Annotated in this window: 17 protein-coding genes and 2 pseudogenes; 2 read left to right on the top strand and 17 right to left on the bottom strand. The window is 59.0% G+C overall.

Annotation, left to right across the window (positions count from 1 at the left end):
- Positions 1-397: 397 nt before the first annotated feature.
- The 7 genes from queD to noeE all read right to left on the bottom strand — a co-directional run bounded on the left by queD (position 398) and on the right by noeE (position 11,492).
- Positions 398-790, bottom strand: coding sequence for a 6-carboxytetrahydropterin synthase QueD (gene queD / locus H8A92_RS09165; RefSeq protein ID WP_229195509.1), 393 nt, complete (start codon positions 788-790; stop codon positions 398-400).
- Positions 777-2,081: an MFS transporter gene (locus H8A92_RS09160; protein WP_229195508.1), complete on the bottom strand. Its 1,305-nt coding sequence runs from the start codon at positions 2,079-2,081 to the stop codon at positions 777-779. Before H8A92_RS09160 ends, queD begins: the two co-directional genes overlap by 14 nt.
- A 349-nt stretch (positions 2,082-2,430) precedes the next feature.
- Positions 2,431-4,020 (bottom strand): NAD(P)/FAD-dependent oxidoreductase, encoded by a 1,590-nt coding sequence (locus H8A92_RS09155; protein WP_229195507.1) that lies wholly within the window; start codon positions 4,018-4,020, stop codon positions 2,431-2,433.
- 1,322 nt (positions 4,021-5,342) lie between these two features.
- The gene (locus H8A92_RS09150) at positions 5,343-6,419 is read right to left on the bottom strand and encodes a HoxN/HupN/NixA family nickel/cobalt transporter (protein ID WP_338026518.1); all 1,077 of its coding nucleotides are present in this window, start codon (positions 6,417-6,419) and stop codon (positions 5,343-5,345) included.
- A gap of 763 nt (positions 6,420-7,182) precedes the next feature.
- Positions 7,183-9,069: a sulfate adenylyltransferase subunit CysN gene (gene cysN, locus H8A92_RS09145; RefSeq protein WP_229195506.1), complete on the bottom strand. Its 1,887-nt coding sequence runs from the start codon at positions 9,067-9,069 to the stop codon at positions 7,183-7,185.
- Positions 9,069-9,968, bottom strand: a complete 900-nt coding sequence (gene cysD / locus H8A92_RS09140) for a sulfate adenylyltransferase subunit CysD (protein ID WP_229195505.1) — start codon at positions 9,966-9,968, stop codon at positions 9,069-9,071. Before cysD ends, cysN begins: the two co-directional genes overlap by 1 nt.
- 264 nt (positions 9,969-10,232) lie before the next feature.
- Complete coding sequence (gene noeE / locus H8A92_RS09135; protein ID WP_229195504.1) at positions 10,233-11,492, bottom strand: nodulation protein NoeE; 1,260 nt, start codon at positions 11,490-11,492, stop codon at positions 10,233-10,235.
- Between the two features lie 679 nt (positions 11,493-12,171).
- Here noeE and H8A92_RS09130 point away from each other — a divergent pair.
- Positions 12,172-12,627: a MarR family winged helix-turn-helix transcriptional regulator gene (locus tag H8A92_RS09130; protein ID WP_229195503.1), complete on the top strand. Its 456-nt coding sequence runs from the start codon at positions 12,172-12,174 to the stop codon at positions 12,625-12,627.
- Positions 12,628-13,308: 681 nt separating this feature from the next.
- On the opposite strand, the gene H8A92_RS09125 is transcribed toward H8A92_RS09130, so the two are convergent.
- The 3 genes from H8A92_RS09125 to H8A92_RS09115 form a co-directional block, all read right to left on the bottom strand.
- A complete protein-coding gene (locus H8A92_RS09125; protein ID WP_076829490.1) occupies positions 13,309-13,494 on the bottom strand; it encodes a hypothetical protein in 186 nt (61 codons plus the stop codon).
- 1,120 nt (positions 13,495-14,614) lie between these two features.
- The gene (locus tag H8A92_RS40950) at positions 14,615-15,832 is read right to left on the bottom strand and encodes a Ulp1 family isopeptidase (protein WP_338026517.1); all 1,218 of its coding nucleotides are present in this window, start codon (positions 15,830-15,832) and stop codon (positions 14,615-14,617) included.
- 22 nt (positions 15,833-15,854) lie between these two features.
- Positions 15,855-17,480 carry a hypothetical protein gene (locus H8A92_RS09115; RefSeq protein WP_229195502.1) on the bottom strand — a complete coding sequence of 542 codons (1,626 nt, stop codon included), beginning with the start codon at positions 17,478-17,480 and terminating at the stop codon, positions 15,855-15,857.
- Positions 17,481-17,851: 371 nt separating this feature from the next.
- Between H8A92_RS09115 and H8A92_RS09110 the strand changes: the two are divergent.
- Positions 17,852-18,109, top strand: a pseudogene (locus H8A92_RS09110) (IS66 family transposase); the annotation flags it as partial.
- Between the two features lie 113 nt (positions 18,110-18,222).
- Here H8A92_RS09110 and H8A92_RS09105 read toward each other — a convergent pair.
- From H8A92_RS09105 to H8A92_RS09075, 7 genes and pseudogenes are all read right to left on the bottom strand, one after another.
- Positions 18,223-19,073 (bottom strand): annotated as a pseudogene (locus tag H8A92_RS09105) (4Fe-4S dicluster domain-containing protein); the annotation flags it as partial.
- Between the two features lie 88 nt (positions 19,074-19,161).
- Entirely contained in the window at positions 19,162-20,034 is an 873-nt protein-coding gene (gene ccoP, locus H8A92_RS09100) for a cytochrome-c oxidase, cbb3-type subunit III (protein ID WP_229195501.1), read from the bottom strand.
- Positions 20,035-20,040: 6 nt separating this feature from the next.
- Positions 20,041-20,205: a cbb3-type cytochrome c oxidase subunit 3 gene (locus H8A92_RS09095; protein ID WP_229158203.1), complete on the bottom strand. Its 165-nt coding sequence runs from the start codon at positions 20,203-20,205 to the stop codon at positions 20,041-20,043.
- Between the two features lie 11 nt (positions 20,206-20,216).
- On the bottom strand, positions 20,217-20,951 hold the full coding sequence (ccoO, locus tag H8A92_RS09090; RefSeq protein ID WP_229195500.1) for a cytochrome-c oxidase, cbb3-type subunit II: 735 nt from the start codon (positions 20,949-20,951) through the stop codon (positions 20,217-20,219).
- Positions 20,920-22,614, bottom strand: a complete 1,695-nt coding sequence (ccoN, locus tag H8A92_RS09085; protein WP_229195531.1) for a cytochrome-c oxidase, cbb3-type subunit I — start codon at positions 22,612-22,614, stop codon at positions 20,920-20,922. Before ccoN ends, ccoO begins: the two co-directional genes overlap by 32 nt.
- Positions 22,615-22,683: 69 nt before the next feature.
- Positions 22,684-23,022: a hypothetical protein gene (locus H8A92_RS09080; protein WP_229195499.1), complete on the bottom strand. Its 339-nt coding sequence runs from the start codon at positions 23,020-23,022 to the stop codon at positions 22,684-22,686.
- 347 nt (positions 23,023-23,369) lie between these two features.
- Positions 23,370-23,597, bottom strand: coding sequence for a hypothetical protein (locus H8A92_RS09075; protein ID WP_229195498.1), 228 nt, complete (start codon positions 23,595-23,597; stop codon positions 23,370-23,372).
- Positions 23,598-23,942 lie beyond the last annotated feature (345 nt).

The following is a 23,942-nucleotide window of genomic DNA, read 5'->3' as shown; positions in this document are numbered from 1 at the left end:
TCGAGAATAGTTCGAGAGCAACGCGACATCAGTGAAGCGCATAGTAGATCTGCGTGCTCAAGGGCAATCGCAGTATCCGGCCGTTGGATGCCAATTAGCTCGCTGATTTACGAGTAGGATGTCGGCGCCGCGTCACGCCATCCGGGCAATGTAGCGTGGACGGCCGCGATGCCAGACAAGTCTGTAGCGAGCTTAGACCACTGCATCTCGACCGGATGAGCGCCCGATGACTGGGCGCGGGAATCCTTCCACCGTGGCAGGCTAATGGGATCAGCGGCACGGCCGATGTATATCTATCTGTCGAGTTCCATGCCGAGGCACACGCGGACGCCGCCGAACACCGGCCATATTGCCCGGCATCCATGGTGCACTTGCGTTGGCGTTTCACCGCCCCCGACTAACTCGGCGCGCCTTTTGGACTGCCGCCATCAGCCGAAACCTCCGCCCAACAATCGGCGGTCTCATAAATCCGCACACTCGCGCAATTGGGAATGCGATCAAAGAACCAACGGGCGATGATCTCGGCGGTCGGGTTCTCCAGTCCATCGACATCGTTGAGCAGTCGGTGATCGACGAGCTTCAGCAGCGGCTCCAGTTCGGCATCCATCTCAGCGAAATCCTTCACGAAGCCCCTCGCATCCACCCCTCCGCGGATCACCACTTCCATACGATAGTTGTGGCCGTGTAGGTTCTTGCATTTGTGGCCATCGGGGAGATGGGGAAGGCGATGAGCTGATTCAAAACTATAGGTGCGGCCAATCAGCGTGATCACTGCATCATCGTCGTTCATTCCGTAAGTCCCTCGCGCCGACAATTTGCTCCGCAGAAAGGGGCCTACTAACCCTCGCCGGCCCTTCTTTATCAGATTGACGGAGCAATGCCAGGCCGAGCAAGGCGGAGAGAGCAGAGCCGAGGCCCGGCAGTATCAGCGTGACAGCATAACCGAACCTCGCCACGGCAAACCCACTCGCTGCGAAGCCCACCAACGCTGACGCCGACATTACCGAAGTCAGAAACGTGACATCTGTCCCCGCCTTGCCCGGCCGGGCGAGCCCGAGAAACCAGTTCGTGAACGTGACATGCTGAACAGCGAGTGCCGCGAACACGATGCCGACGCTCACAACGGCGCTCAGGCGAACGCTGACGTAGCGATCAACCGTCGCAAGCACGCCGAAACTTATGGCCATGACTGCGCAGCCCCAGATCAAGCCTCGCTGCGGCGCCATTCGGCCGATGATTGCGCTGGTCAACGGCGCTACCAGCGTATACGTCAATACGTTCGAAAGCGCTCCGATCCATCCAATGTCTGCTGCGGCGAAGCCGAGGTCAACAAGCCGCAACTGAACCGTCGCGAACGCCACAGCGATCCCGATAACCGCCGGCGCGATCAATGCGGCCGTCGTCCACAGGCCACGGTAGCGAAAGATCGCGGAGATCGAGGGGCGTTGCGTCGCGCTCGATCGGTCGCCGCGTTGGAGCGGTTCAGAAATAGCGAACACCCAACCAGCGAAGACGGCTAGCAGCAGCGCCAAGCCCAACAAAGCTGGACGCCAACCGACCATCTCGATCAATTGGAGGCTGACGGCGCCACCGATCACATGGCCGATGGCCCGGCCCCAACCCAGAAGCGCGGCCCCGAGCGGCCGTTCGCCGGAATCGAGAGCTTCAGCTATATAGCCCAAAGTCGCGATCCGCTGCGTGGCAGCAATGGTCGCAAGTACCAGGGAAACAAGGAAAAGCGAGACAAAATCGGTTTTTGGATTCAAGAACGCCATCGCTGCCAGCACGATGGTACTGGCGACTTGGGTCAACAGGATCCACGAACGTCTCAGCCCGAGACGATTAAGGCTCCATCGATCCACCACCGGGGCCCAAAGGAAGTTAACGGTGAATGCAAAGAAAGCGGTGCCATATAGGCCGACTAGTTCCAAGCTGGCACCGTTGCCCCGAAGGATCACGGGAATGGCCGAATAGATGAACGCGATCGCCAGATACTGCTGACTAGCCAACGCAACCATCCCAATATATGGCATGTAACGATTTTCCATCCGCTTACTTCTCCCGAAATCGATTTCGCTCATGCCTTAAGAGAACGGTTTGAAAAGACGGCGGCGAGCCGTTATCCGTTCGGATCGGGCCATACTCAATCGAATGCACGCCGCGCCTGACCTTTACCTTGTTGAGCCCGGTTGCCTTCTCAGTAGACGGCGCTATCGACGTCACATTTGGCAAGCAAGGCTGCCTGACGCACGCCGGTCGTAACCATCGCCGACCCAGCGCGTGTCCAGCTCCGCAGGGAGGTCGACAGATTCATCGCTGGTTGAAGGTCCACAGTCCGAGGAAAAGGTGCGCTTGCCGGTAGCGCTGTCCTCTCCAACGGTCGCGCTTGCCGGCAGCAGCACCAGCGCAGGAATGACACCTGCTCCTGCATCAGGTCTTCACCACGCGTTCGTGCAATCGGGTAATGACGTCGAGCGCCGACAGGATCGCGCCCTCCTGCCATGACAGCTGCGAGGCATGCTCGCCGGCCAGCGCGATGCGCCCGTCGATCTGGCAGAGATTGCGGTAATGCTGCGCCCGCGCGGCCTCGGTCCATGCGCCGGCGCAGCCGAGCGTGAACGGCACGCGATGCCAGGCCACCGCGACGCCGTTCTCGAATTCGCTTCGGTATTGCGGATGGATTGCGGCGCCGAATTCAACCGCACTGGCGACCCGCTCGGCCGGCGTCATCGCGGTGAACTCGAACGAATTGGCGCCGCCATACATGTAGGCACCGAGCAGGATGCCGCGGCCGCCGCGGTCGAAGCCCGTGCTCGGATAGGCGATCTGCTGGATCGGCAGGTCAGTGTAGCTGATGCCGCCATAGATCGCGTCGTCCTCCTCCCAGAAGCGGCGTTTGAACTGTAGTCCGACCTTCACGGAGGCTAGGTAGGGTAAGGAATCGATCGCATTTTTCATCGGCCCGCCGACATCGACCGGCAGCTGGCTCAGGATCGACAGCGGAATGGTGCAGATGCACCAGTCGGCGGTCGCCTGCTGCACGGCGGACGGGTTGGCGGTGTCGGCATAGCTCACGGTGACACCGGAGCCGTTCTGCTGGATCTGCGTGACCTTGGCGTTATAGCGGATGAGATCGCCAACCTCGCGCGCGAATGCCTTGCCGATCATGTCCATCCCGCCGACCGGCTGGAACATGGTGGTCTGGAAGTCGTAACGCGCATAGCTCCGCAGATAGCGCCACATCCGCGACCGCAACAGCTCCTGCAGAGAGATCGGGTCGCTGGGCAGCGGATCTCCCATCAAGCCGCCGCCGGGACCGCGGGCATAACCGCGGAATTCGGCGGCGACGAGGTTGGCATTGTATTTGTAATCGCGATCCAGCGCGCCCCAGTCGCGCAGCGCCTGCAGCAGGATCTCCTGGTCTTCCTTGCTGACGAACTCGTCGAGCCGGCCCTGCTGGCTGACTTTTGCAAGTAGCTCCGACACGCCGCCCTGGACATCCGCCTTGATGCTGCGACAGCGCTGCGGCTTGCCGTCGAATGCACGCGTCGCGTGCAGATAGGCGTTGTGGTTGAGCTGGATGAAGGGTTCCAGCGTCACATTGAGCCGGCGGCAATAATCGAGCAGCGCCCGGTGGTGACAGGGAATCCGCCACGGACCGAGATTGAGATAGAGCCCCGGCTCGAATTGGCAGGCCTGCTTAAAACCGCCGAGCTCGACAAAGCTGTCCCCGCCACGGATCGACCAGTTGCGACCGCCGGCACGGCTGTTGAATTCGAGGATCTGGACCTTGTAGCCGGCCTTGCGCAGTTCCAGCGCCACCGTCATGCCTGCAAGCCCAGCGCCGAGGATCAGCACCGAGGCGCCCTTGACGTCGCCGGCGAGCTTGACCGGCCCCTTGTAGGCGGACTCCGATGCGAAGCCGAGGCTCGTCATCGCGTGGTACATCGCCGAGCTGCCGGCGATGGTGCCGACCAGCGTGAGTAGATCCCGTCGCCTGATCACCGATTCATTCTGCACCTGCGTTCACCCCTCCGCTCGTTCCGACGAAGACAAACGGCTCGGGCGATCGGTTTCAAGAACGTGCGTACATTGCGGTGCAGACTGGTCGCACTGCCGCGGTGCGCCCGCGAGACCGTCTTCGATCATCTCATTCCTACATTGGTCCTGTACCGCGTCGTTCCTCGTCGATAAAATAGACATAGCTAAGTATCCCCGCATTCAGAGGTCGGTATTCGCGATCGCTTCAAACGCAGAAGCTGGTCAGTACACCTGAGTTGATGAACCAACGACCGGTCACCTCTGGCGACTATTAGCGAGCGGTCGATCAGGGCTCGATGCGTCGAAGACGCGGATGTTTCATTCCTGGAGGCGTCGCTTGCCGGACATGCATAACCGTTCGACGGAAAGCGACGTAGTTGATCACGCGACACGAAGACCCTTGAGCGACTTCTCAAGCACTCGACTGAGTCCGTTGTGCACCAGCAAGAGCGATGCCAACATTTCACGACATCGAAAGGTGGAGAAGCGGACTACCCCAGATGTGAGGCAGGCCGCACGATGACTGATGTCCTCTTAGGGTGTTGCCGCCGTTCCATGGTGACTCTCGAACTCAATATCGGAGGCTTCTGTTCTAGTCGCACAACCAAGCCGCTTCGCCGGCGATGACGGACGCAGCGAACCAGTGGAGCTCCGGAACTAAGCGCGCTTGGCCATAGAGCGCACACTATTTACGCCTCTGAATGCTTGCGATCGGCTATTTTGTATCGCTTGTGCGCCGGTGGTATTGAACCCGACATTGTTCGATGTCAGACGAAGCTGATGACGCCGAAGACGTGCGACGATTAGATTGATCCTGTCATCATGTGCAACGATAGTCGCCTCAGCCGAACGCGGACCGCCGCAGTTGCTCCTCTTGCATCGAACAGGAGGATTGCAGCATTAGTATGCCCGCCTTCTGGTCCGCCCACAGCTTGGGTCGCGCCGGCGACACTAGTCACGCGGCTTGTGTGCTCGAAGCCGTTTGTCGTAGCTATTTTCTTGATGGCGACCGTCACGATCCAACCGTCTATCTTGCTGTGCTCCAGAACGTGCATCCGCCTGATGTCGGTGTGTACCGGTGCCCCTGCAGTCGCGAGGTACCAGATATATTGTCTGCTATCAACGATAGCGGGACAGCTCCCACAAAACTGTCAAGTCTGAGACTAGAGGGATGAATCATGCAGGAACTCCCCATGCCGCATCACAACGAGCGGGGCTCGCCAACCGAGATGCCTTCGCGCATCGGGTCGCGCATAAGCTTGGAGGCTTCCGCGTGCCGAAGCTCATCCGATTGTATGAGCTCACCCCGGCTCGAGCGGCTTTTCGAGCCCTTGCCAGCGATAGATCGCAAATGACAGCGCCCAACTGACCAGGAAGATGCCGACTACGAGATAACCGAAATTGGCCAAGCTGCCGTTGAGATCGTCCACCGCGCTCCAGAAAGTGCCTTCGAGCGCTAATTTGTTGGCGAGCAGGCCAAGTGCCTCGATGCCGCCGATCAGCAGCGCCACGACGACAGAGATCGCCGTAATGGTCAGATTGTACCAGATCTTGCGGATCGGGTTGAGGAAAGCCCAGCCATACGCGCCGACCATCAAGACGCTGTCGGTCGTGTCGACAAGCATCATGCCGGCGGCGAAGAGAGCCGGAAATATCATCACCGTACTGAAGTCCAGTCCTCCCGAAGCTTGCCCGGCTGCGACGGTGAAAAGGCTGATTTCCGTCGCGGTATCGAATCCGAGGCCGAACAACAGACCGATCGCGAACATCTGCCAGCTCGCCGTCACCATGCGAAACAGCGGACGCAAGAGGCGGGACAGCAAGCCACGACCGGACAGAAGCAGACCGAACTCATTCTCTCCGATGTGTTCGCCACGCCGCGCACGCTGAAAGCTCCGCCAGACATCCCGTAGGATCACAAGGTTGATGGCGGCAATTGTCAGCAAGAAGAAGGCCGATGCACCGGTACCGATGATGCTGCCAACCGCCCGGAACTCCTGGAAACCGCTTTGCAGCGCGAGCGCCGCAGCTGCGATCGCGGCAACCGCCACTGCAACAGACAAGGAATGGCCAAAGGCGAAGAAAAGTCCGACCGCGAGGGGGTGTCTGCCATCCTGCATCAGCTTGCGAACGACATTGTCGATGGTCGCGATATGATCGGCATCGACGGCGTGCCGAAGGCCGAGCACATAGGCCAACAACGCTGTCGCCAGCAGCGTCGGCCGCTCTGACAGCGCCACGATGGCCCAGGTCCAGGCGAAGCAATTGATGGCCAACAAGAAGGCATAGAGCGGGATGATTCGACTACGCGAGGCAGCCGATGCGTCGTCTATGGCAAGCTTTAGATATGCGAACATGATCTTGCCTCGGCAGCGCATTCAAGGATGAGTTCGACCACGAACGTCCCTCGTTGCATAAGTGCCGCGCGCGTCAAAGCCGGCTCGTTCAGGCTGAAGACGAACCGACGGATACAGCATCCGATGATCATGACCATTCGCAGCACGAAATGGACAATCGCGATGGTCGCAACGGCAGTGGAGATGAGTGCATTTCCTACTTCTCAGGGCTAGTGCACCCTCGCGGTGCAGGTTTCGTGCCGCTCTGCTGCGCTAACGCGCTGGACCGCTTCGTGCGGCTTCTATCCCGCCGTCAGCCGGCGTCGCGCGACTCGTTGGCGAAGATCGAGAGACACCGTGGCCCAGGAAAAAAGGTACTTTGCTCCTCAATCCCGGATTGCGGACGAGATCGAGGCGCCAGGACACTGCGGCTCTGCTGCACGAGGACCCGGCGCCGCGCTAGCCGCACATGCAGAAAAAAGGTCGGTTGAAACCCTCGTGCGACTGGAAAGCTGACTTCCTCTCTGTCCTTCGTTCATGGCGTCATAGACTCTGACCTGGAGCAGGGGACGGCACTTCTTGAGCTCTTGCGCTCCCGCCCAGGCGCCGTCTCTTGTCGCGAATTCGGTTTTCAATTGACCGTCGACTGCGAACACATAGCCGAAAGCGGGCAATCGACGAGATGGATGCAACCATCTTAATCCTTCAGCATCGACGAGTCCGATCGATGCTCCCAATTAACCCGAGTCGCCTTTGCCGGACCAGTAGGCTGGTGAGCGGCATCCGCGACGACGAAGCGACAGGTTTATCGCCGCTCATCGCAGAGGAGTGCGCGCGCCATCACGGCGTCGACGACGACTTCCGCTGCTTGCTCTGGGGCCTGCTCCATCGTCCTGAGATGAATTTCCGGCCTTATCGGCGCTTCGTAGGACGCATCGATGCCTGTGAAGTTCTTGATCTCACCGGCTTTTGCCTTTGAGTAGAGACCTTTTGGATCCCGCCTTGCGCATTCCTCGATTGGCGTATCGACAAAGACTTCGATGAACTCGTCCTTGCCAATCAGGCTGCGAACCATGTCTCGTTCGGACCTGTAGGGGGAGATGAACGAGCAGATCACGATCAAGCCGCTATCCAGCATCAACTTGGCAACGTGTCCGACGCGCCGAATGTTCTCCTCCCGCTCAGCCTTCGAGAAGCCTAGGTCCGCGTTCAATCCGTTCCGGAGGTTGTCACCATCTAGCAGCATGGCATGCCGCGACATTGCGAGCAGCTTCTGATCAACCATGTTGGCGATCGTCGACTTTCCCGCGCCAGACAGACCGGTGAACCAGACGACGCAAGGCTTCTGACCCTTGAGCGCGGCGCGCTCACCCCTGCCCACCGAAAGCGCCTGCCAGGGAACATTGGTGGCCCGCCGCAGTGGAAACGCAATCATGCCGGCGCCGACCGTACGATTGGTGTAACGATCAATGACGATAAATGATCCGGTTTTCCGGTTAACGTCGTAAGGATCGAATGCGGCGGGCAGTGTGGTCGCAACATTGCAGAACGCGATCTCGTTGAGAGAAAGCGTCTCGGCAGCCAGGTGCTCACATGTGTTGACATCGATCCGATGCCTGATTGCGGTAATGCTGCCGGCGACCGTCTGCGAGCCAATCCGCAGGATGTAATTTCGTCCGGGAGCCAGCGGCTCGTTGTCCATCCAGATCAGATAAGCGGCGAATTGGTCGGCGACGCTGGGTCGTTCGGTTGGCCGCGACAGAAGATCGCCACGGCCGATATCGATCTCGTCTTCCAGCGTAATGGTGACGGCATCGCCGGCTTCAGCGTCGACAAGGTCGCCACCATGGGTCACGATCCGCTTGATGCGGGTGGTCCGTCCGGATGCGGCGACAACGATCTCGTCGCCTGCCGAGATCCTGCCGGAAGCCACCGATCCGGCGTAGCCGCGAAAATCCGGGTCGGGCCGGTTCACCCATTGGACCGGAAAGCGGAAAGCCTGGCTTGCAGTGTCGGACTGGATATCGATGCTCTCCAAATGCTCCATCAGGCATGGACCATGATACCACTTGGTATGAGCGGACCGGTCAACGACGTTGTCGCCGTGGCGGGCAGAGATCGGGATCGGAACAATCGAGCTAAAGCCAAGGCCAGCGGCAAAGGCCAGATAGCTGGCGACGATCCGATCGAAAGCAACCTTGCTGTATGCGACAAGGTCGATCTTGTTCACTGCCAGAACAACGTGGCGAATGCCAAGCAGCGAACAGATGAAGGAGTGGCGGCGGGTCTGAACCAACACGCCCTTGCGGGCATCGATCAGGATGATTGCGAGCTGCGCATTCGAGGCGCCAGTTGCCATGTTGCGGGTGTACTGCTCGTGACCGGGAGTGTCAGCCACCATGAAAGAGCGCCGCGGCGTCGTGAAGAAGCGATAGGCGACGTCGATCGTGATGCCCTGCTCCCGCTCAGCCTCGAGCCCGTCGACGAGCAGCGCGAAGTCGATGTCGGCGCTGCCGTGCCTGATGCTGTCGCGTTTCACCGCCGTGAGCTGATCTTGGTAGATCATCTTGCTGTCGTGCAGCAACCGACCGATCAGGGTCGATTTTCCGTCGTCCACCGAGCCGCATGTTATGAATCGCAGCTGGTCCCTTGCACTAGGGTGGACAGGTTTCGACATTGCTATGGAAGTCATCAAAAGTAGCCTTCCCGCTTCTTCTTCTCCATCGAAGCGGCTTCATCCGTATCAATCAGGCGTCCCTGACGCTCCGACACCGTCGCTGTCCGCATTTCTGCGACGATGTCCTCGATCGTCGTCGCATCGGATTCAATTGCCCCGCTCAAAGGATAACATCCCAGCGTGCGAAAGCGGATCATGCGCATTTGCGGCGTCTCATCGCAGTTGAGCGGCAATCGCTTGTCGTCCACCATGATCGTCGCGCCATTTCGGCGCACCGTCGGTCTTTGCTTTGCGAAGTAGAGCGGGACGACCGGGATCTTTTCGAGCATGATGTATTCCCATACGTCGAGCTCGGTCCAGTTTGACATCGCGAACACGCGCATGCTTTCGCCCTGGCGTATCCGCGTGTTGAACAGGCTCCAGAGCTCCGGCCGCTGGTTGCGGGGGTCCCATACGTGTCCGGCCGAACGGAAGGACAGTATCCGTTCCTTGGCGCGGCTCTTTTCCTCGTCACGCCTGGCTCCGCCAAGAGCGGCATCAAATCCGTAAAGCTCGAGCGCCTGCTTCAGGGCGTCGGTCTTCATCACCTGGGTATGAAGCGTCGAGCCGGAGTCGATCGGATTGATCCCGCGCGCAATGCCCTCCTCATTCACATGGACGATCAGCTCGACGCCGAGCCGCTTGGCCGTCGCGTCCCGGAAGCTGATCATCTCGCGGAACTTCCAAGTCGTGTCGACGTGAAGCAGGGGGAAAGGCAATTTTGCCGGATAGAACGCCTTGATTGCAATGTGCAGCAGCACGCTCGAGTCCTTTCCGATCGAGTAAAGCATGACCGGCCTTTTGAACTCGGCGGCCACCTCACGCATGATTTCGATCGATTCAGCTTCAAGACGTCGCAGATGGTTTGGCAGCATATATGTTCTTTTCGATGCAGGATCTCGGTTCTGCAGCCCCGGCCCAGGAGGAACGTCAGGTGCGAGCTCGCCGGTGCGCGTCGCTATCCAAGCGATCAAATGCCGGTTGGGCGGCGGACTGACTGACACTCTCCGGGCATGTCGCATTCCACCGTCGTACCGCCGGCGCCTGCCTCACACGCTATTGGCGCAGATCAGCTCGTTGGGCGGAGGAATCCTGGCTAAATCAGCCAGCGTGTTTTGATCGCAAGCATCCAGATCACCCTAAGCCATATTGATGATCTGCTCAAGCCGCGCGACCTCGCCACGCAAGATCTCGATAGCCGCATCACGAGTCCGAATAGCATCCAGCCCTGCAGCTCGATCAGCTTCTGACGCCAAAAGTGCCTGCTGCAGCTGCGCTTTCATTGGATCGGCCAGGCGCAAATTTTCCGCAACGCTGGCGGCGGACAGATCTTGCGCCTGCACCACGGACATGTCGCACGTGGAACGAAGGTTCTCTGGAAGCTGCGGAGCAGTGTGGACTTGCTCGGATTGTGATGGCCCGGACGATGCTCCGGCCTTGCCAGTTCGCAAATCCCACCAGGTTCGGAAGGTGTGTCGATAGAGTTCAGTTAGCTGAGGCCCCCTATCCACAACTCCGGCTTGCTGTGCATGCAGCAGTTCCGCCTCATAGCCGAGTTCTTTCAAGAGCTCGGTGCCGACCAGATCGGTCACGGTTTGCATTTCTTCGATGCTTAGTTGGGATTGCCATGTCTTGACAGAGCTTTGATCGACCGAGTTTCGTTCCAGGATCTTTCGATCCCCAAAGCTGCTGGATCGAAGATAATCTACTTGTCCCATGCTCGCCGATGCGGCCGCCGCGGGATCACAGCCGAGTCCGCTTAGCAGGCGCCTAATCTCTTCGTCTGGTTGCGTCACGAGCAGCTCATATCGCACCAGCTGTGTGCGCGGGCGCGTGCGGTGCGCGGCGAGCCTCGGAAGGCCCAGAACCAAATCGGCAAATGAAGATATTAGGCCATCGGGCAGACGAAGCATGAGATCGGCGAGACTAGATACGCTGACCGAGTAGGAGCTTTCGGCTCGAAGCGGGATGCCCCACGTGGATTTCAGTGAAGCCGCGATGGCATAAGGATTGCGCATCAAAAGGATGTGTGGCGCTTCTGGATAGACACGTTCAAGGAATTCGAGCGCCGCCCAGTAACGTGGCGTTTTGTCTACGATGATCCGCTTGCCCGCTGCTGCCAGATACTGACCGTATGCTGCATCGGCGAAAGCGCGGCTGGCAGTCGTCCGATCGATGCGCCCCAGGAATTCGGAGGTTGCGCTCTCAATCAGCAAAGATCCTGCCGGGTGGCGTTTATCCACCCTTCCGAAGGCTTCAAGTGCCAACATCAACCAGGGTTCAGGCGGAGCCATGACCTCTGGATGGCTTTGGAGCAGGTGTGCCAGGAGTGTTGTCCCGGCTCGTGGAAGCCCGAGGAGAAAGCAGACCACAGGCGAACCGCCAAAAGCACAACTCATAATTCAGGCCCCATACTTGAAATGCGAACCGCGTTCGATTGAGCGAACGGCCAGTTGAGGCGGCCGCTCGCATACCAAGCGTTACTGCTACGCCTGCCACTCATGATTTGAGAGCCGTTACGTTCAATCGATTGGGCGGGATCGCTAGCGTTTGCCAGCTGCGGTCGCCCCCGATTGCTCGACAGTAGAGACCAAGTCAAGGACCAGGCAACTGCACGAAGGTTTGCTGCGCATATGGGAAGGATGGAATGAACTATACGGAAGTTTACGGGTAACGACCGCGGCGCATGGGACTATACTAAATACGATCGACGCGATGCCGCTTGCCAGGCCATTGAAAACATAAATGCGACATGCACCTCGCTGATGCTCGGCGTACACCGGAGAAGTTCTTCAGCGCGCGATATCGGTCCCGGCGCAACTGCCTGCCGCTGCTCGGCCAACACAATCAGCGTTTTGCACGTCTACCAACCTTGCTGTCGCAAGTCCCACAATCCGTCCGATCTGTACCAAGTATCTGAGTCGCTTGCTCTCGCGGCGTTGTCCCGATTTCTAATCCGCGCTAATGGAAGGTTTGTAAAGGATGGAACCCTGGCCCACAATGCCGCCGGATTTACCTAGTCCAGCAACCGCGCCTTATCGTATCTCCACTGAGGGACAGGAGATATTCCGGCCGTTCATGTGGGAGATCAGATCGATCAGTGCCTGCCTCGAAGAACTCGCCAAATTCCGTGCCAATATGCTTGGCATCACTGGGCCACAGTGGATGATCCTGATGGCAGTGGACTATCTGGGCAAAGAAAAAGGTGTGTCCGTCAACCTGGTGTCACGGTTGATGCACGTCGATCCTTCTTTCGTCACGACCCACTCAAAAGTCTTGGAGAAAAAGGGATTCCTGCGGCGCAAACCCTCCACAGCCGATGCGCGAGTAGTTCAGATGTCGCTGACCGCCAAAACGCGCAAGCATCTCGCAAGTTTGACGCCTCGAGAGGAAGCGCAGGATGTACAGGCTTTTGACGAATTCGGCCCTGACGGATCAAGCGAGTTCATTGCCGGGCTGGCCGCAGTGAGGCATCGCTTGGAGAAGGCCCGCTCCGGCATCCAGAAGACCAAAACGAGCAATCGTCAGAAATGAAGCTGGCTAACCATCCGACTCTCCCGGCCTTCGAATATTTCGTGAGGCGGCGCGGTCGAAGGTGGTTATGGTCCGTCCACACCGCCGAAGGCGCGCAGGTGATGATGGGTTTCGCACGCAATCGCTCCGCCGCCGTCTATCAAGCCAACAGAGCGCTTTTTCAGTTGCTGCTGAGCGCGCCTTATCGCTTGGCAGCTCAAGTTCACCAACAAACTCCGCGGCCACCCTTTACGCCAAAGCTTTAGCCTAGCATGAGCTTCAATTGCGGCGGCGTGGGTGTCAAGACTTGCAGCGATGCGGTTTGCTCATTGGAGCGCCCCTTCTCGCCGTCTCCGAGAACAATCGAGGCCCTTGACAGCCATCCGCCGCATTCCTCGACCCCTTAACGGGAACGAGCGACCATCGAAACAATTTCCAACCTTGAAACATTCGAAGCAGGACCGGTCATGCGATTGTCTCGTCGCTCTCGATCATACCGGGCAAAGCGGCCTTCGCAGCCGTACTCCTTTAAACCTCAAGGATCACGAAGCACTGGAGACCTTTCCTCGAGAGTGACAGACCAAACGCGTGAAAAGCTCTTTCCACAAAGCAATTGGCAGCCCGTGCAAAACAATTTCAACGGCCGTAAAGGACGGCCTGCGAGCCGCCCTTTTGTGCCGGCTACCAGCGCTGCTAAGTAAGCTACCGCTGATGTCCGAGTCCTATTCCGAGATTTAACGCCTTCTGGCGCAACGCACCGACGCTGCGTTTGGTCATTTTTGCAATTTTTATGACGGGAGTCCGAGCCTTCGAATGGACTTTGAGCTCCTTGATATCTGCCTTGGTCCACTCGCGCCGCTTAACGCGTTTCTTGGTTGCTTTTTTCACAGTGAATGCTCCTTTTGAGAGGAGCGGCTTGTAACATAGTTTTTTAGGAGCGACGATCGTAAAAAAAGAGGCAATCATGGGAACTCGCGCCGTGATATGTGGTCAGAAGACAACGCAGCTCGACTATTGTAAATTTAGTTCAGATGCCGCCTTGAGAGGCTTCGCCTGGTTATTCGAAGCTAAGCCCGCAGACTAACGTGTTGCTGGAAGGAAGTGAGCAAGCAGGGTGTGGTAAGCTTGAACAAACTCCGAATCAGGCATGTTCGTGATTTGTATTAGGCGTAGAGGCTCAACGGTCGAGGACTATGAGACATCGTAGCAGTCTCTGCCACGGTCGCCCTACTACACTTGGCGCGCTGCGCTGTCTAGGCTGTCAGAGCCTCCTTGCGCTGGCGAGAACACCAGATCGAAGCTCCTCTTCGTAGCCGTCGTCCGGTCTCGGCGCAAGGTTGGAGGGACGAGTCTGTCGCTATGAACGGCAGCTTTCACCGCGCTTGACGCGAGCCGCGAACGCTGCGATTGACCCCCGCGATGATCTCTCATAGAGAGGCTTCGGCTGACGTTAAGATGAGCGACCACCGCTTCAGCCTTAATGGCGCGATCCCTCCAATTTTCTTTTTAATGTGATGTACGCATATTGGCGAAAGAAAGGTGAGGCCGACGCCTGTTAGTCCGCGATCGGTGCTGTTGCGCCGCGAAAAATGCGGCCGCCTTATTGGGCCAAGGCGCGATAAGATGGCTTAGCCTGACCGATCCAAAGCTGACCGGTGTTACCGATCGACTTTTTCCTCACCGCGAGGCCGTCCTCAAACTTGCCGGACAATGCGACCTCGCGTGTCTCGGTAGCCCGACGTGCTGCCGAGCATTTGTTGCTGATCATGGCGCATTGCTGCCCTGGCAATGGAAGCTCCTGCGCCGAGCCGACAAGCCAGCCGATCAGCAGGTCGCCTGACCTTCACGCAATGGCATCCATGGAGTTCGCTGTGCCCGCGTTCATGCTCAGGTGGTCTCGTCGTATGCGTACTCAGTTCTTCACGTGAGACACTATGTGCTTTGCGAACACACCGATTGCGGATCTTCGATCGGTCAGAAGCGCATTTCACTCGGGTGCGCGACCTATTCAGCCGACACCAGCGCCTAGTCGGTCCCGCAGTGCCGGTCGACTGATGACAAGATTGTTGAGGTTCAGGTCCGGCCGCCTTGCTGCCAATCGTCTTACAAGTTCCCGGGTACCGTCCACGACAAAGACGCCGCAGTCATAACCGTTCTGCTGCTGTCTTATCGGGGCCTGTTGCAGGTTAGCGTCGAGCCGTCCTGCGAGTACCGCTGCGGGCCTGTCATTGTATCCCTGGGTGGAGTCATAGTGAAAGGCGATCGGCCCTCCCCAATTGCGGCGGTCAACCAGCAGCAGCGACCAGTGACTGCCGCGCTGATGTCTATCCGTATCGCTGGCATCGCTTACCGGCAGAAACAGGAAGTCGGCGGTATCATGACGAACCCACCCTAATGCTCGTTCGGCTATCTCCGTGGAGGGGGATCGCAACATTTGGGCTATCAGGGGATCCACGAACCGCGTCCGGGCGGCGAGATCCGGATTGTTCTGCAGCAACTCCTGCGCCAGGAGCTCATAGTCCCGCTGGATATGCTCGTCACCCAGCCACTGCGTGGGGCCCAGCACGGCTCCGCTGCGCTGGCCGGAAGAGGCAACGGTCGCCGCGGGGCCGATCTGAGCACCCGGGACGGGAGACGGGCGAGGATGATGGATGACCTGCGCACCGCGGCGTCCTAGCGGCCCCAATGGGATCGAGCGGGTCTCACCATTGACGGAGACCTGGGTTGGGCCGCTGGACCGGGGCGGCAGGACCCCGATGTTATCCAGGACATCGCGTAAGAAATCCGGCACCGGCTGGCGGCCATCCCGCCAATCCGCGTCGACTCGGTGTCCGATGACCTCAAGCGCCTGAGGTACGCCCGATCGCCCGACGAAGAACGCGGGTTTACCGGCAGGGCTGAGCACCGCCGCTGACTGAGCATCGTCACGCATCTGCTGTGGCGTGTACGGCAGATCAACGAAAGACTGAAGACCGCGGAAGGTGTCTGTCGACTGAGCTGGCGCGTCCGTTGGTCCGGTGAAGAGCGGCGGTTTGGCGCCAGCCCCGCCCGCCGGCGCTGACTGAGCATCGTCAAGCATCTGCTGCGGCGTGTACGGCAGATCAACGAAAGACTGAAGACCGCGGAAGGTGTCCGCCGACTGAGCTGGCGCGTCCGATGGTCCGGTGAAGAGCGGTGGTTTGGCAGCAGCCCCACCCACCGGCGCGGACTGAGCATCGTCGCGCATCTGCTGTGGCGTGTACGGCAGATCAACGAAAGACTGAAGATCCGCGGAAGGTGTCTGCCGACTGAGCTGGCGTGTCCGATGGTCCGGTGAAGAGCGGTGGTTTGGCGACAGCCCTAGCCACCGGCGCTGACTGAGCATCGTCACGCATCTGCTGCGGCGTGTACGGCAGATCAACGAAAGACTGAAGTCCGCGGAAGGTGTCTGCCGACTGAGCTGGGGCGGCAGCCCTACCCACCGGCGCTGACTGAGCATCGTCACGCATCTGCTGTGGCGTGTACGGCAGATCAACGAAAGACTGAAGATCGCGGAAGGTGTCTGCCGACTGAGCTGGCGCGTCCGATGGTCCGGTGACGAGCGGCGGTCTGGCGGCAGCCCTACCCACCGGCGCTGACTGAGCATCGTCTCTCACTTCCTGCGAGGTGTGCGGCAGGTCAACGAAAGAGTCGAGACCTCGGTAGATCGCCGACGACCCCTCTGGTACCGCTTCCGGCGTCGGCCGCTCAAAATCGTGCGGCAGGTGCGGCGACCACGTTGAGCCCGGCTCGTCACGCCGCGGCTCCCCACCCGCCTGCTCAGGGGAGACGCCCAGCGCAGCGTTCGCCTCGACGAGGCATAGGTAGCTCCGAAGACGATCGAAGCCCATGTCATCGTTTCGACTGGCTTTTTTGAAGTCCCTGTGATCGTCATTCAACGACTCTTGCTGCTCACTGGTGCCGGTGAGCCGGCTCACTATGCTCCCTCGCCCGTTCCTCTGGAGCCAAGCACCGAATCTTCGTTGGTTGCCGGCCAGATTTTGAACAACTGTTCTCCGGCTAGTATCCTCGGATTTGAGCAGGCTCAGCTCTGCCTTTTCCAGGCTATCAATGATGCGGGCGTCATCGGGATAAAGATGCAATGTGGGCGACGGGACAGCATGACCGCGGGGTTTCCGAGACGCACCCACCCCGGAAACGTGGCCGGCATCGCCGACCTTGCCTAACGCGAACAATAGATGCTCGTCCTTTGGGAACAACTTCTGAGCAAATTCAATGCGCGCAGCGTGGTCTAGCCCGGATATCGAGTAGCCCGCAGATTTAAGGGCGTTAGAAAATCTGCGAAGACTACGATCATGACGAGCAGCGCTGCCCGACGTCATGCCGCTGGCATTAAGCCGCTCTGAGAGGGGCGCGTCTTCCGCTGAGGGGATCGTGCGCGGCCGCCCACCAGAAGCTACATAGCTCGGATCATGATACGAACGAAGGATATTCAACCCTTTCTTCACGTCCTCGTCCTTTGGAAAGTAAGTCTTGACGTAACGGACCAAGGACTCGTGGTCCCCCAGCACAATCGTTTGGCGATGAGCGCCAAGATGATTTCCAAGTCGGCGAAGCGCCTGAGTATAGCGCTTAACCGTCTTCGGGCTTGGCTTTTTCTGATCCGCATATTGGGCAATCGCCTTATCGATAATGTCTCGATGTTCTGCAGAGAGATCGGGATGGTAGTTGCGGCCGCCACGGGAGACAGGACCCGGATCGGGTGAACGCGCCTCGGCCAAGTGCTGCTCAAACCCTTCTTGCGCGGCATGGCCGCCCTGGTGCTCTTCCAAGACGGCGTGCTGCACCTGGGACCAAGCTGCTACATTGGATGGATCGGACTTGTACGGGTCCACGCTAGCCTCACGTCCAAGAAATCAATTGAGCTGATCCTATCTGGATAGGCTTTCCAGAAGCTGACGAGGCCGTCGCGCGGGAAACATTGCATCGCACATCCGCAAAATGGAACTGCCCCGCGGCTCTCGATCGTCGCGGGGCTTCATCGGTTTCAGGACGCGCCTTCCTTGCCGCCGATGACGCCTTCCGCCGGCATGGGAGCCGAGGACTCGTCATCGCTCCGGTTGCAAAGCGGCATACGGCGGCGCCGCAGGTGCACGCATGGGTGCCAAGCCACAGTTGATCCGGATCGTTCTCGCAAATCCGCGACGAGCCTTTCGCGATTCGCTCCTCCTTCATTCGCCCTCTCATCGGCTATTCACGGAGAGTGCGCTGGGACGACTTCGCCTGCTTCCTCGACGATGGCAGGATCTGCATGACCACAATTGTGCCGAGCGTGCATTGAGAGGTATCGTTTTGGAAGGTGGAACTGGACCTTTGCCGGCAGCCAGCGCGGCGCCAACCGGGCCACCCATCATGTTGACGATGATCACGATCTGTCGCCTTAACAAGGTCAACCCAAGGCTTGGTTCGCCCACGTCCTCGCCCGGTATCGCCAAATCTTCCCGCATCGCGTCTGCACGAATTGCCCTGCTCAACAAGTTGTCGCTGCCTCTCCTTGGACCGCGCGTCTCTCAGTTGCGCCGCGGTCCACCGGAACGGCCGAGCTAGCACTCTCGTCCCAGCGGGGACCGTCGCAATTACGCATTTGGACCGGCGCCTCGTCGGGCTCATCATCCGCGAGGGCGCGATTGCAATCGAGCAGTCTCCGATCTTTTCGCCCCGCGCGCGCAGATCGAATGACTTCTTCAACGAGCAGCGCTGTTCGCCGCGATCGTACTTGTAGGTGACATTGAGTGTGCTCACTCGTCGGCGAGCGCGGCCTGGATGCGTGGCCAGGGGCACATGTACACGCAAACCTGTTCGCGCATGTAGCCGGCTAACAAGCATGTTGTAGCGGTCAGGATACCAATCCAGATATAGGAGATCGCGGGCGCCTGGAATGTCGCCAGATCGCGCACCAATGTATGGGCGTCGACGAAGTAGAGCACCCAGGCACCACCGGTCCACCAAGCAATCATCAACCAGACCGCGTGCTTCAGCACGCGCTTTGGCGCCCGTCCCACTGTCATCGGGCGTGCGGCGGCCCTCAGTCGGTCGCGACGATCGTCCTCGACCCAACGCTCTACCGCATAGAACAGATCGGTCCATGCCGTTTGCGGACAGAGATAGCCGCACCAAATACGTCCGCCCAGCGCGTTCATCAAGAATAGTGCCAGCGCGGCAAGCACGAGTAGCCCCGTGAAGTAGTAAAGCTCCTGCGGCCACAACTCGATGAAGAAAAAGTAGAATCGCCGGTTCGGTAAATCGAGCAACACCGCCTGGTCAGGAACGCCTAAGCAACGACGCCAACGCACGAACGGCAGCAAATAGTAGATGCCCAGACACACCACCAGCAGCCGCCATCTCTGCGGCTGGACCTTCTTATGAGCTGTATAGAGAGGCCCATCTTCGCCGATCGACGGGTTATCGCGCGAACCAGTCTTTTTCAGGGCTAGCTTCATGGCCGACCTTACATCCGGCACGGGTGAGTGATTTAGCGCCTCGTCGATGGGCCGGTGGCTTCTCGGCTCATCTCACCTATTGTCCACCACCGAGCGAGTGCACATAGACCGCAAGTACCTTGATCGTGATGGGATCGAAGCGCCCGTTCCAGGCCGGCATGATGCCCCCACGGCCATAGCTGATCGTCTCGATCAGCGTCTCCTCGTCCGAGCCGTACAACCAAATGTGGTCCGTCAGATTCGGCGCGCCGAGCTCATGGTTGCCTTTGGCGTTCTCGCCATGGCAGACCGCACAATTGTCGGCAAAGATCCTTGTGCCGGCCGCGGCATCGAAATTGGCGACTGTTGACAGGCCGGACAGCGATCGCACGTAATTCGCTACTGTGGCGATCTCATCTTTCCGGAGGATGCCGTCGCGGCCGAAGGCCAGCATTTGCCCCTCATGGGCCTGGGCGTGCCCGGACCGTGCGCCGAACTGGATGGTCCGCTGGATCTGATCGAGCGATCCGCCCCACAACCAGTCATCGTCGTTGAGATTGGGATAACCCTTGGCACCTGCGCCGCCGCTGCCGTGGCATGGCGCGCAATTGTCCGCGAACACCGTCTTGCCCCGGGCACGGGCCAGTGCCAGCAGGGCCGGATCCGTCTCGATCTCTGCCAGAGACGCTTTGCCGAGAACCGCCATCTTCTCGCCCCGCAGCCTCTCGAGCCCGGCAAGATCGTTGACGACACTCGCGCGGGTCGAATGTTGAAATACGCCGGTCGTGTAGCTGGAGAGGAGCGGCCAGGCCGGATAGACGACCCAATAACCGATTGCCCACAGGATGGTGGCGTAGAAGGTCGAGATCCACCAGCGCGGCAGCGGCGTGTTGAGCTCCTTTATGCCATCCCATTCGTGTCCCGTCGTGGAACGGCCGGAGATCCGATCGAAGTCGTAGCGGTCAGTCATGGTCTGTCAATCCCGGCACAGCGGCATGCGCGCCGCAGAGTCAAAACGCCGCTTATTGCCGGGCCACAGCGCATAAACAACGACGGCCATGAAGATGCCGACAAACAACGGCGTCCAGAGGCTCACGACGAAGCTTGACGCCAGGTTCTCGATGGAAATGACGGCTTTCATCACGAGGTCCTTCAGCGCAGATTGGCTTTTTCGTCGTAGAGCTTGAAATCGATCAGCGTACCGAGCATCTGCAGGTAGGCGATGAGCGCATCGAGTTCGGTCGGATTGCCAACACTTCCGTCGAAATTGCGCACAGCTGCCTTCGGATAGCGTTTCTGGAACGAGGCGAGGTCCGCGCTGTCAGGATCGAGCTGGGTCTTCAAGTCAGCGACCGCGTTCTTGATCTGATCTTCGGTATAGGGGACACCGACCGCCCGGTTGGTGCGCAGATGTGCGGCCATGACGGTCAGGTCGAGCTCGGTGTGCGCCAGCGTCGGGTATCCGGGCATGACGGACCGCGGGACGATGGCCCGCGGATTGGTCAGATGCGCGACGTGCCATTCATCGGAATATTTCGCGCCGACGCGTGCGAGGTCCGGGCCGGTACGCTTCGAGCCCCATTGAAACGGGTGATCATACATGCTCTCCGCGGCCAGCGAGTAATGCCCGTAGCGCTCGACCTCGTCACGCAATGGCCGGATCATCTGCGAGTGACACAGATAGCAACCTTCGCGTACGTAGATGTTGCGGCCTGCAAGCTCAAGCGGGGTATACGGTCGTACGCCATCCACGACCTCCATCGTACTTTTGAGGTAGAACAGCGGCGTGATCTCGACCAGCCCCCCGATCGCGATCACGGCAAGGATGCCTGCGATCAGGAGGATCGAGTTCTTCTCAAAGATCTTGTGTCGGTTCCAAAGAGACATGCGATGACCTATTCCCCGGGACTTGGAGCGCTCCAGTGTCCTGGATCTGATCGGTTTGCTTTGCATTCACGGTCATCCAGAGATTGGCGGCCATGATCAGCGCACCAATCAGGAACATTGCGCCGCCCGCGGCGCGAATGATGTAGAAGGGATGCATAGCCTCGACCGACTCGATGAACGAGTATTCGAGGAACCCTAGCGAGGTATAGGCGCGCCACATCAGGCCTTGCAGGACACCGGACACCCACATCGCCGAGATGTAGAGCACGATCCCGATCGAGGCGATCCAGAAGTGCCAGTTGACGAGCTTGAGGCTGTACAGCTCGCGCTTCCAAAGCCAGGGAATCAGGCAATAGAGCGCACCGAACGATACAAATCCGACCCAGCCCAGCGCGCCGGAATGCACGTGGCCGACTGTCCAGTCGGTGTAATGGCTGAGCGAATTGACGACCTTGATTGCCATGGTCGGGCCCTCAAACGTCGACATGCCATAAAAGGCCACCGAGACCACGAGCATGCGGAGCACCGGGTCTGTGCGCAGCTTGTCCCACGCCCCCGAGAGCGTCATCAGGCCGTTGATCATGCCGCCCCATGAGGGCATCCACAGCATGATCGAGAACGTCATGCCCAGGGTCTGTGTCCAATCCGGCAGCGCGGTGTAATGTAGATGGTGAGGGCCAGCCCAGATGTAGAGGAAGATCAGCGCCCAGAAGTGGATGATCGAGAGGCGGTAGGAATAGACCGGGCGCTCGGCTCTTTTCGGAATGAAGTAGTACATGATGGCCAGAAAGCCGGCGGTCAGAAAGAAGCCGACCGCGTTGTGGCCGTACCACCACTGAAACATGGCGTCCTGCACGCCGCCCCAGGCGATGTAGGATTTCGAACCGAACACGGAGACCGGTAATGCTGGATTGTTGCCGAGGTGGAGCACCGCAATGGTGACGATAAAAGCGAGATAGAACCAGTTGGCGACGAAAATGTGCGGCTCTTTCCTTTTCACCAATGTCGCCAGGAACACGATGAAATAAGTGACCCAGACGATGGTGAGCCAGAGATCGGCGTACCATTCGGGCTCGGCGTATTCCTTTGACTGGGTGGCGCCGAACAGATAGCCGGTGCCCGCGATCAAGATGAAAAAATTATAGCCGACTACCACGAACCACGGCGCAAGATCGCCGGCAAGGCGCGTGCGGCAGGTCTTCTGCACGACGTAGAAGGAGGTCGCGATAAGCACGTTTCCGCCGAACGCAAAGATCACGGCCGACGTATGCAGCGGGCGGAGTCGGCCGAAGCTCGTCCAAGGCAGATCGAAATTCAGTGCGGGCCAGGCAAGTTGCGAGGCGATAAACACACCGACCGAAAAGCCTGCGATACCCCAGAACATCGCCATCACTGAGGCGAATTTGATCGGAGCGAGATTGTAATTCGGCCTCCCCTTGATCTGCGCCGGCGGCAATTGCGCCGGGCGTTCGTAGTAGCGATTGAGGATAACGCTTGCGGCGGCCAGGCTGGCGGCGGACGAGATCAATGCGTGGAAGGTAAACGCAGGATCGTGCCCCATCGCTCCTGCGAAATAGCAAACATAGGCAGAAACGGCGAATACCGACATCAGGCCTGCTTCGCCCATGGTCATGGATTTCGAGGCGATGGATGGGCTTGTCATGTCTTGGCCTCTTTGAAAGCGGGCTTGCCAGGAGATCACATTTTCGGGGGACGGGACGATCGAGCGCGATCAATCGCCAAAACGCTGCGGACCGCTGCCGATATCAGGTACGAGCGCGCGCAGAGTATGTTCGTTGGGGCAGCCTTTGAGGGGATTTAGAGGCTTATGCCGCTCGAGGTCGGCCGCGCAGCGGATCTTGGTCTGACACAGGCCGCATACCCGCTGCAAATCGCGCAACACGTCTCCATAGCGGGCGGATAGCGCATTCTCGGAAAAGCCGGCACGTGCGAGGCGCTTGCTTAAGAGTTCGGGAAAGCCCGGATTTTGCGCCATCTTTCGAAAGTCGGATGTGGACAGATTAAGTTCACGTGCGATCGCGTCGATGTCCTGCGCGCTCAAATAGGCCAATTCGGCTGTCCGGGACAGCTTCGCTCGTAACCGGGTGAGCAGATTCTTGAACCTCCAAGGGCGACGGACATATCCAGATTGGCTAACCATGTGTCATACCCCTCAGAGCAGCCATAGCTGCCGGCGGCAGACTTGTTTTTGACATCCATCAAATAAGGCCCGTCTGTGGGAGAAAATCGGCGAACCGGAGAATGTCGCGGACAAGAGGGCCCGCCTGCTCAATTGGCGGCAGCATCGCGAGCTGTTGTCTCGATCGACACTCGGAAAGACGTTTTATGTGCTGGGTGCCTGGATTCGCGGAGTATCTCTGCGATCCAAATTCGTAGACCTCCCTCGCCGAGCTCGGGTTAGCCACCCCATGCTGGGGGCATTGCAAGCGCGGTTTGAAGCTCCATCGCATCGGCGAAGATGGTCCAATCGCGGACACCTTTTTGCTTGCAGAAATCAGTTTCTGCCTGCTGTGCAGCAGCACTCAGCGAGGCCGCATCCACTCGGAACGCTGCCTGACAGGCACGATGCTCGTGGCCGGTGTCGTCAGAAACGGTCTTGATGAACCGAACGTTAAATGAAGGCATGATACCTTGTTCCAGTGCGTTTCTTATGCTGCATTCTGCCAGCCGCGTCAGGCGAGTATTTGATTTGTCTCAAGCAGCACCCAAAAAGATTACCGCTCCATCGAGATAAGGTCGAGGCTTGGGTAGGTGATGTGTGCTCTTTCGTCCGAAGAAGCTCCAAATCAACAAGCGTCGGCTTTGCGGATCACATCTGATTGAGGTGGCTCAGGAACAACAGCTCTCGTCTTCCTGTGCGTTGGGCCGGGAGAGTTGAGTCGCTGATCCAGAAAATTGTCATGAGACGATTGGGGGCTTGGAACGGGACGAGGGCGAGTGGCAACTGCCAGTGCGTTGCCGGTAACACCT

This window comes from Bradyrhizobium acaciae, assembly GCF_020889785.1.
In the GTDB taxonomy this organism is placed as follows: domain Bacteria; phylum Pseudomonadota; class Alphaproteobacteria; order Rhizobiales; family Xanthobacteraceae; genus Bradyrhizobium; species Bradyrhizobium acaciae.
The sequence above is the reverse complement of the archived record's forward strand: the minus strand, read 5'-3'. Positions and strand labels throughout refer to the sequence as shown.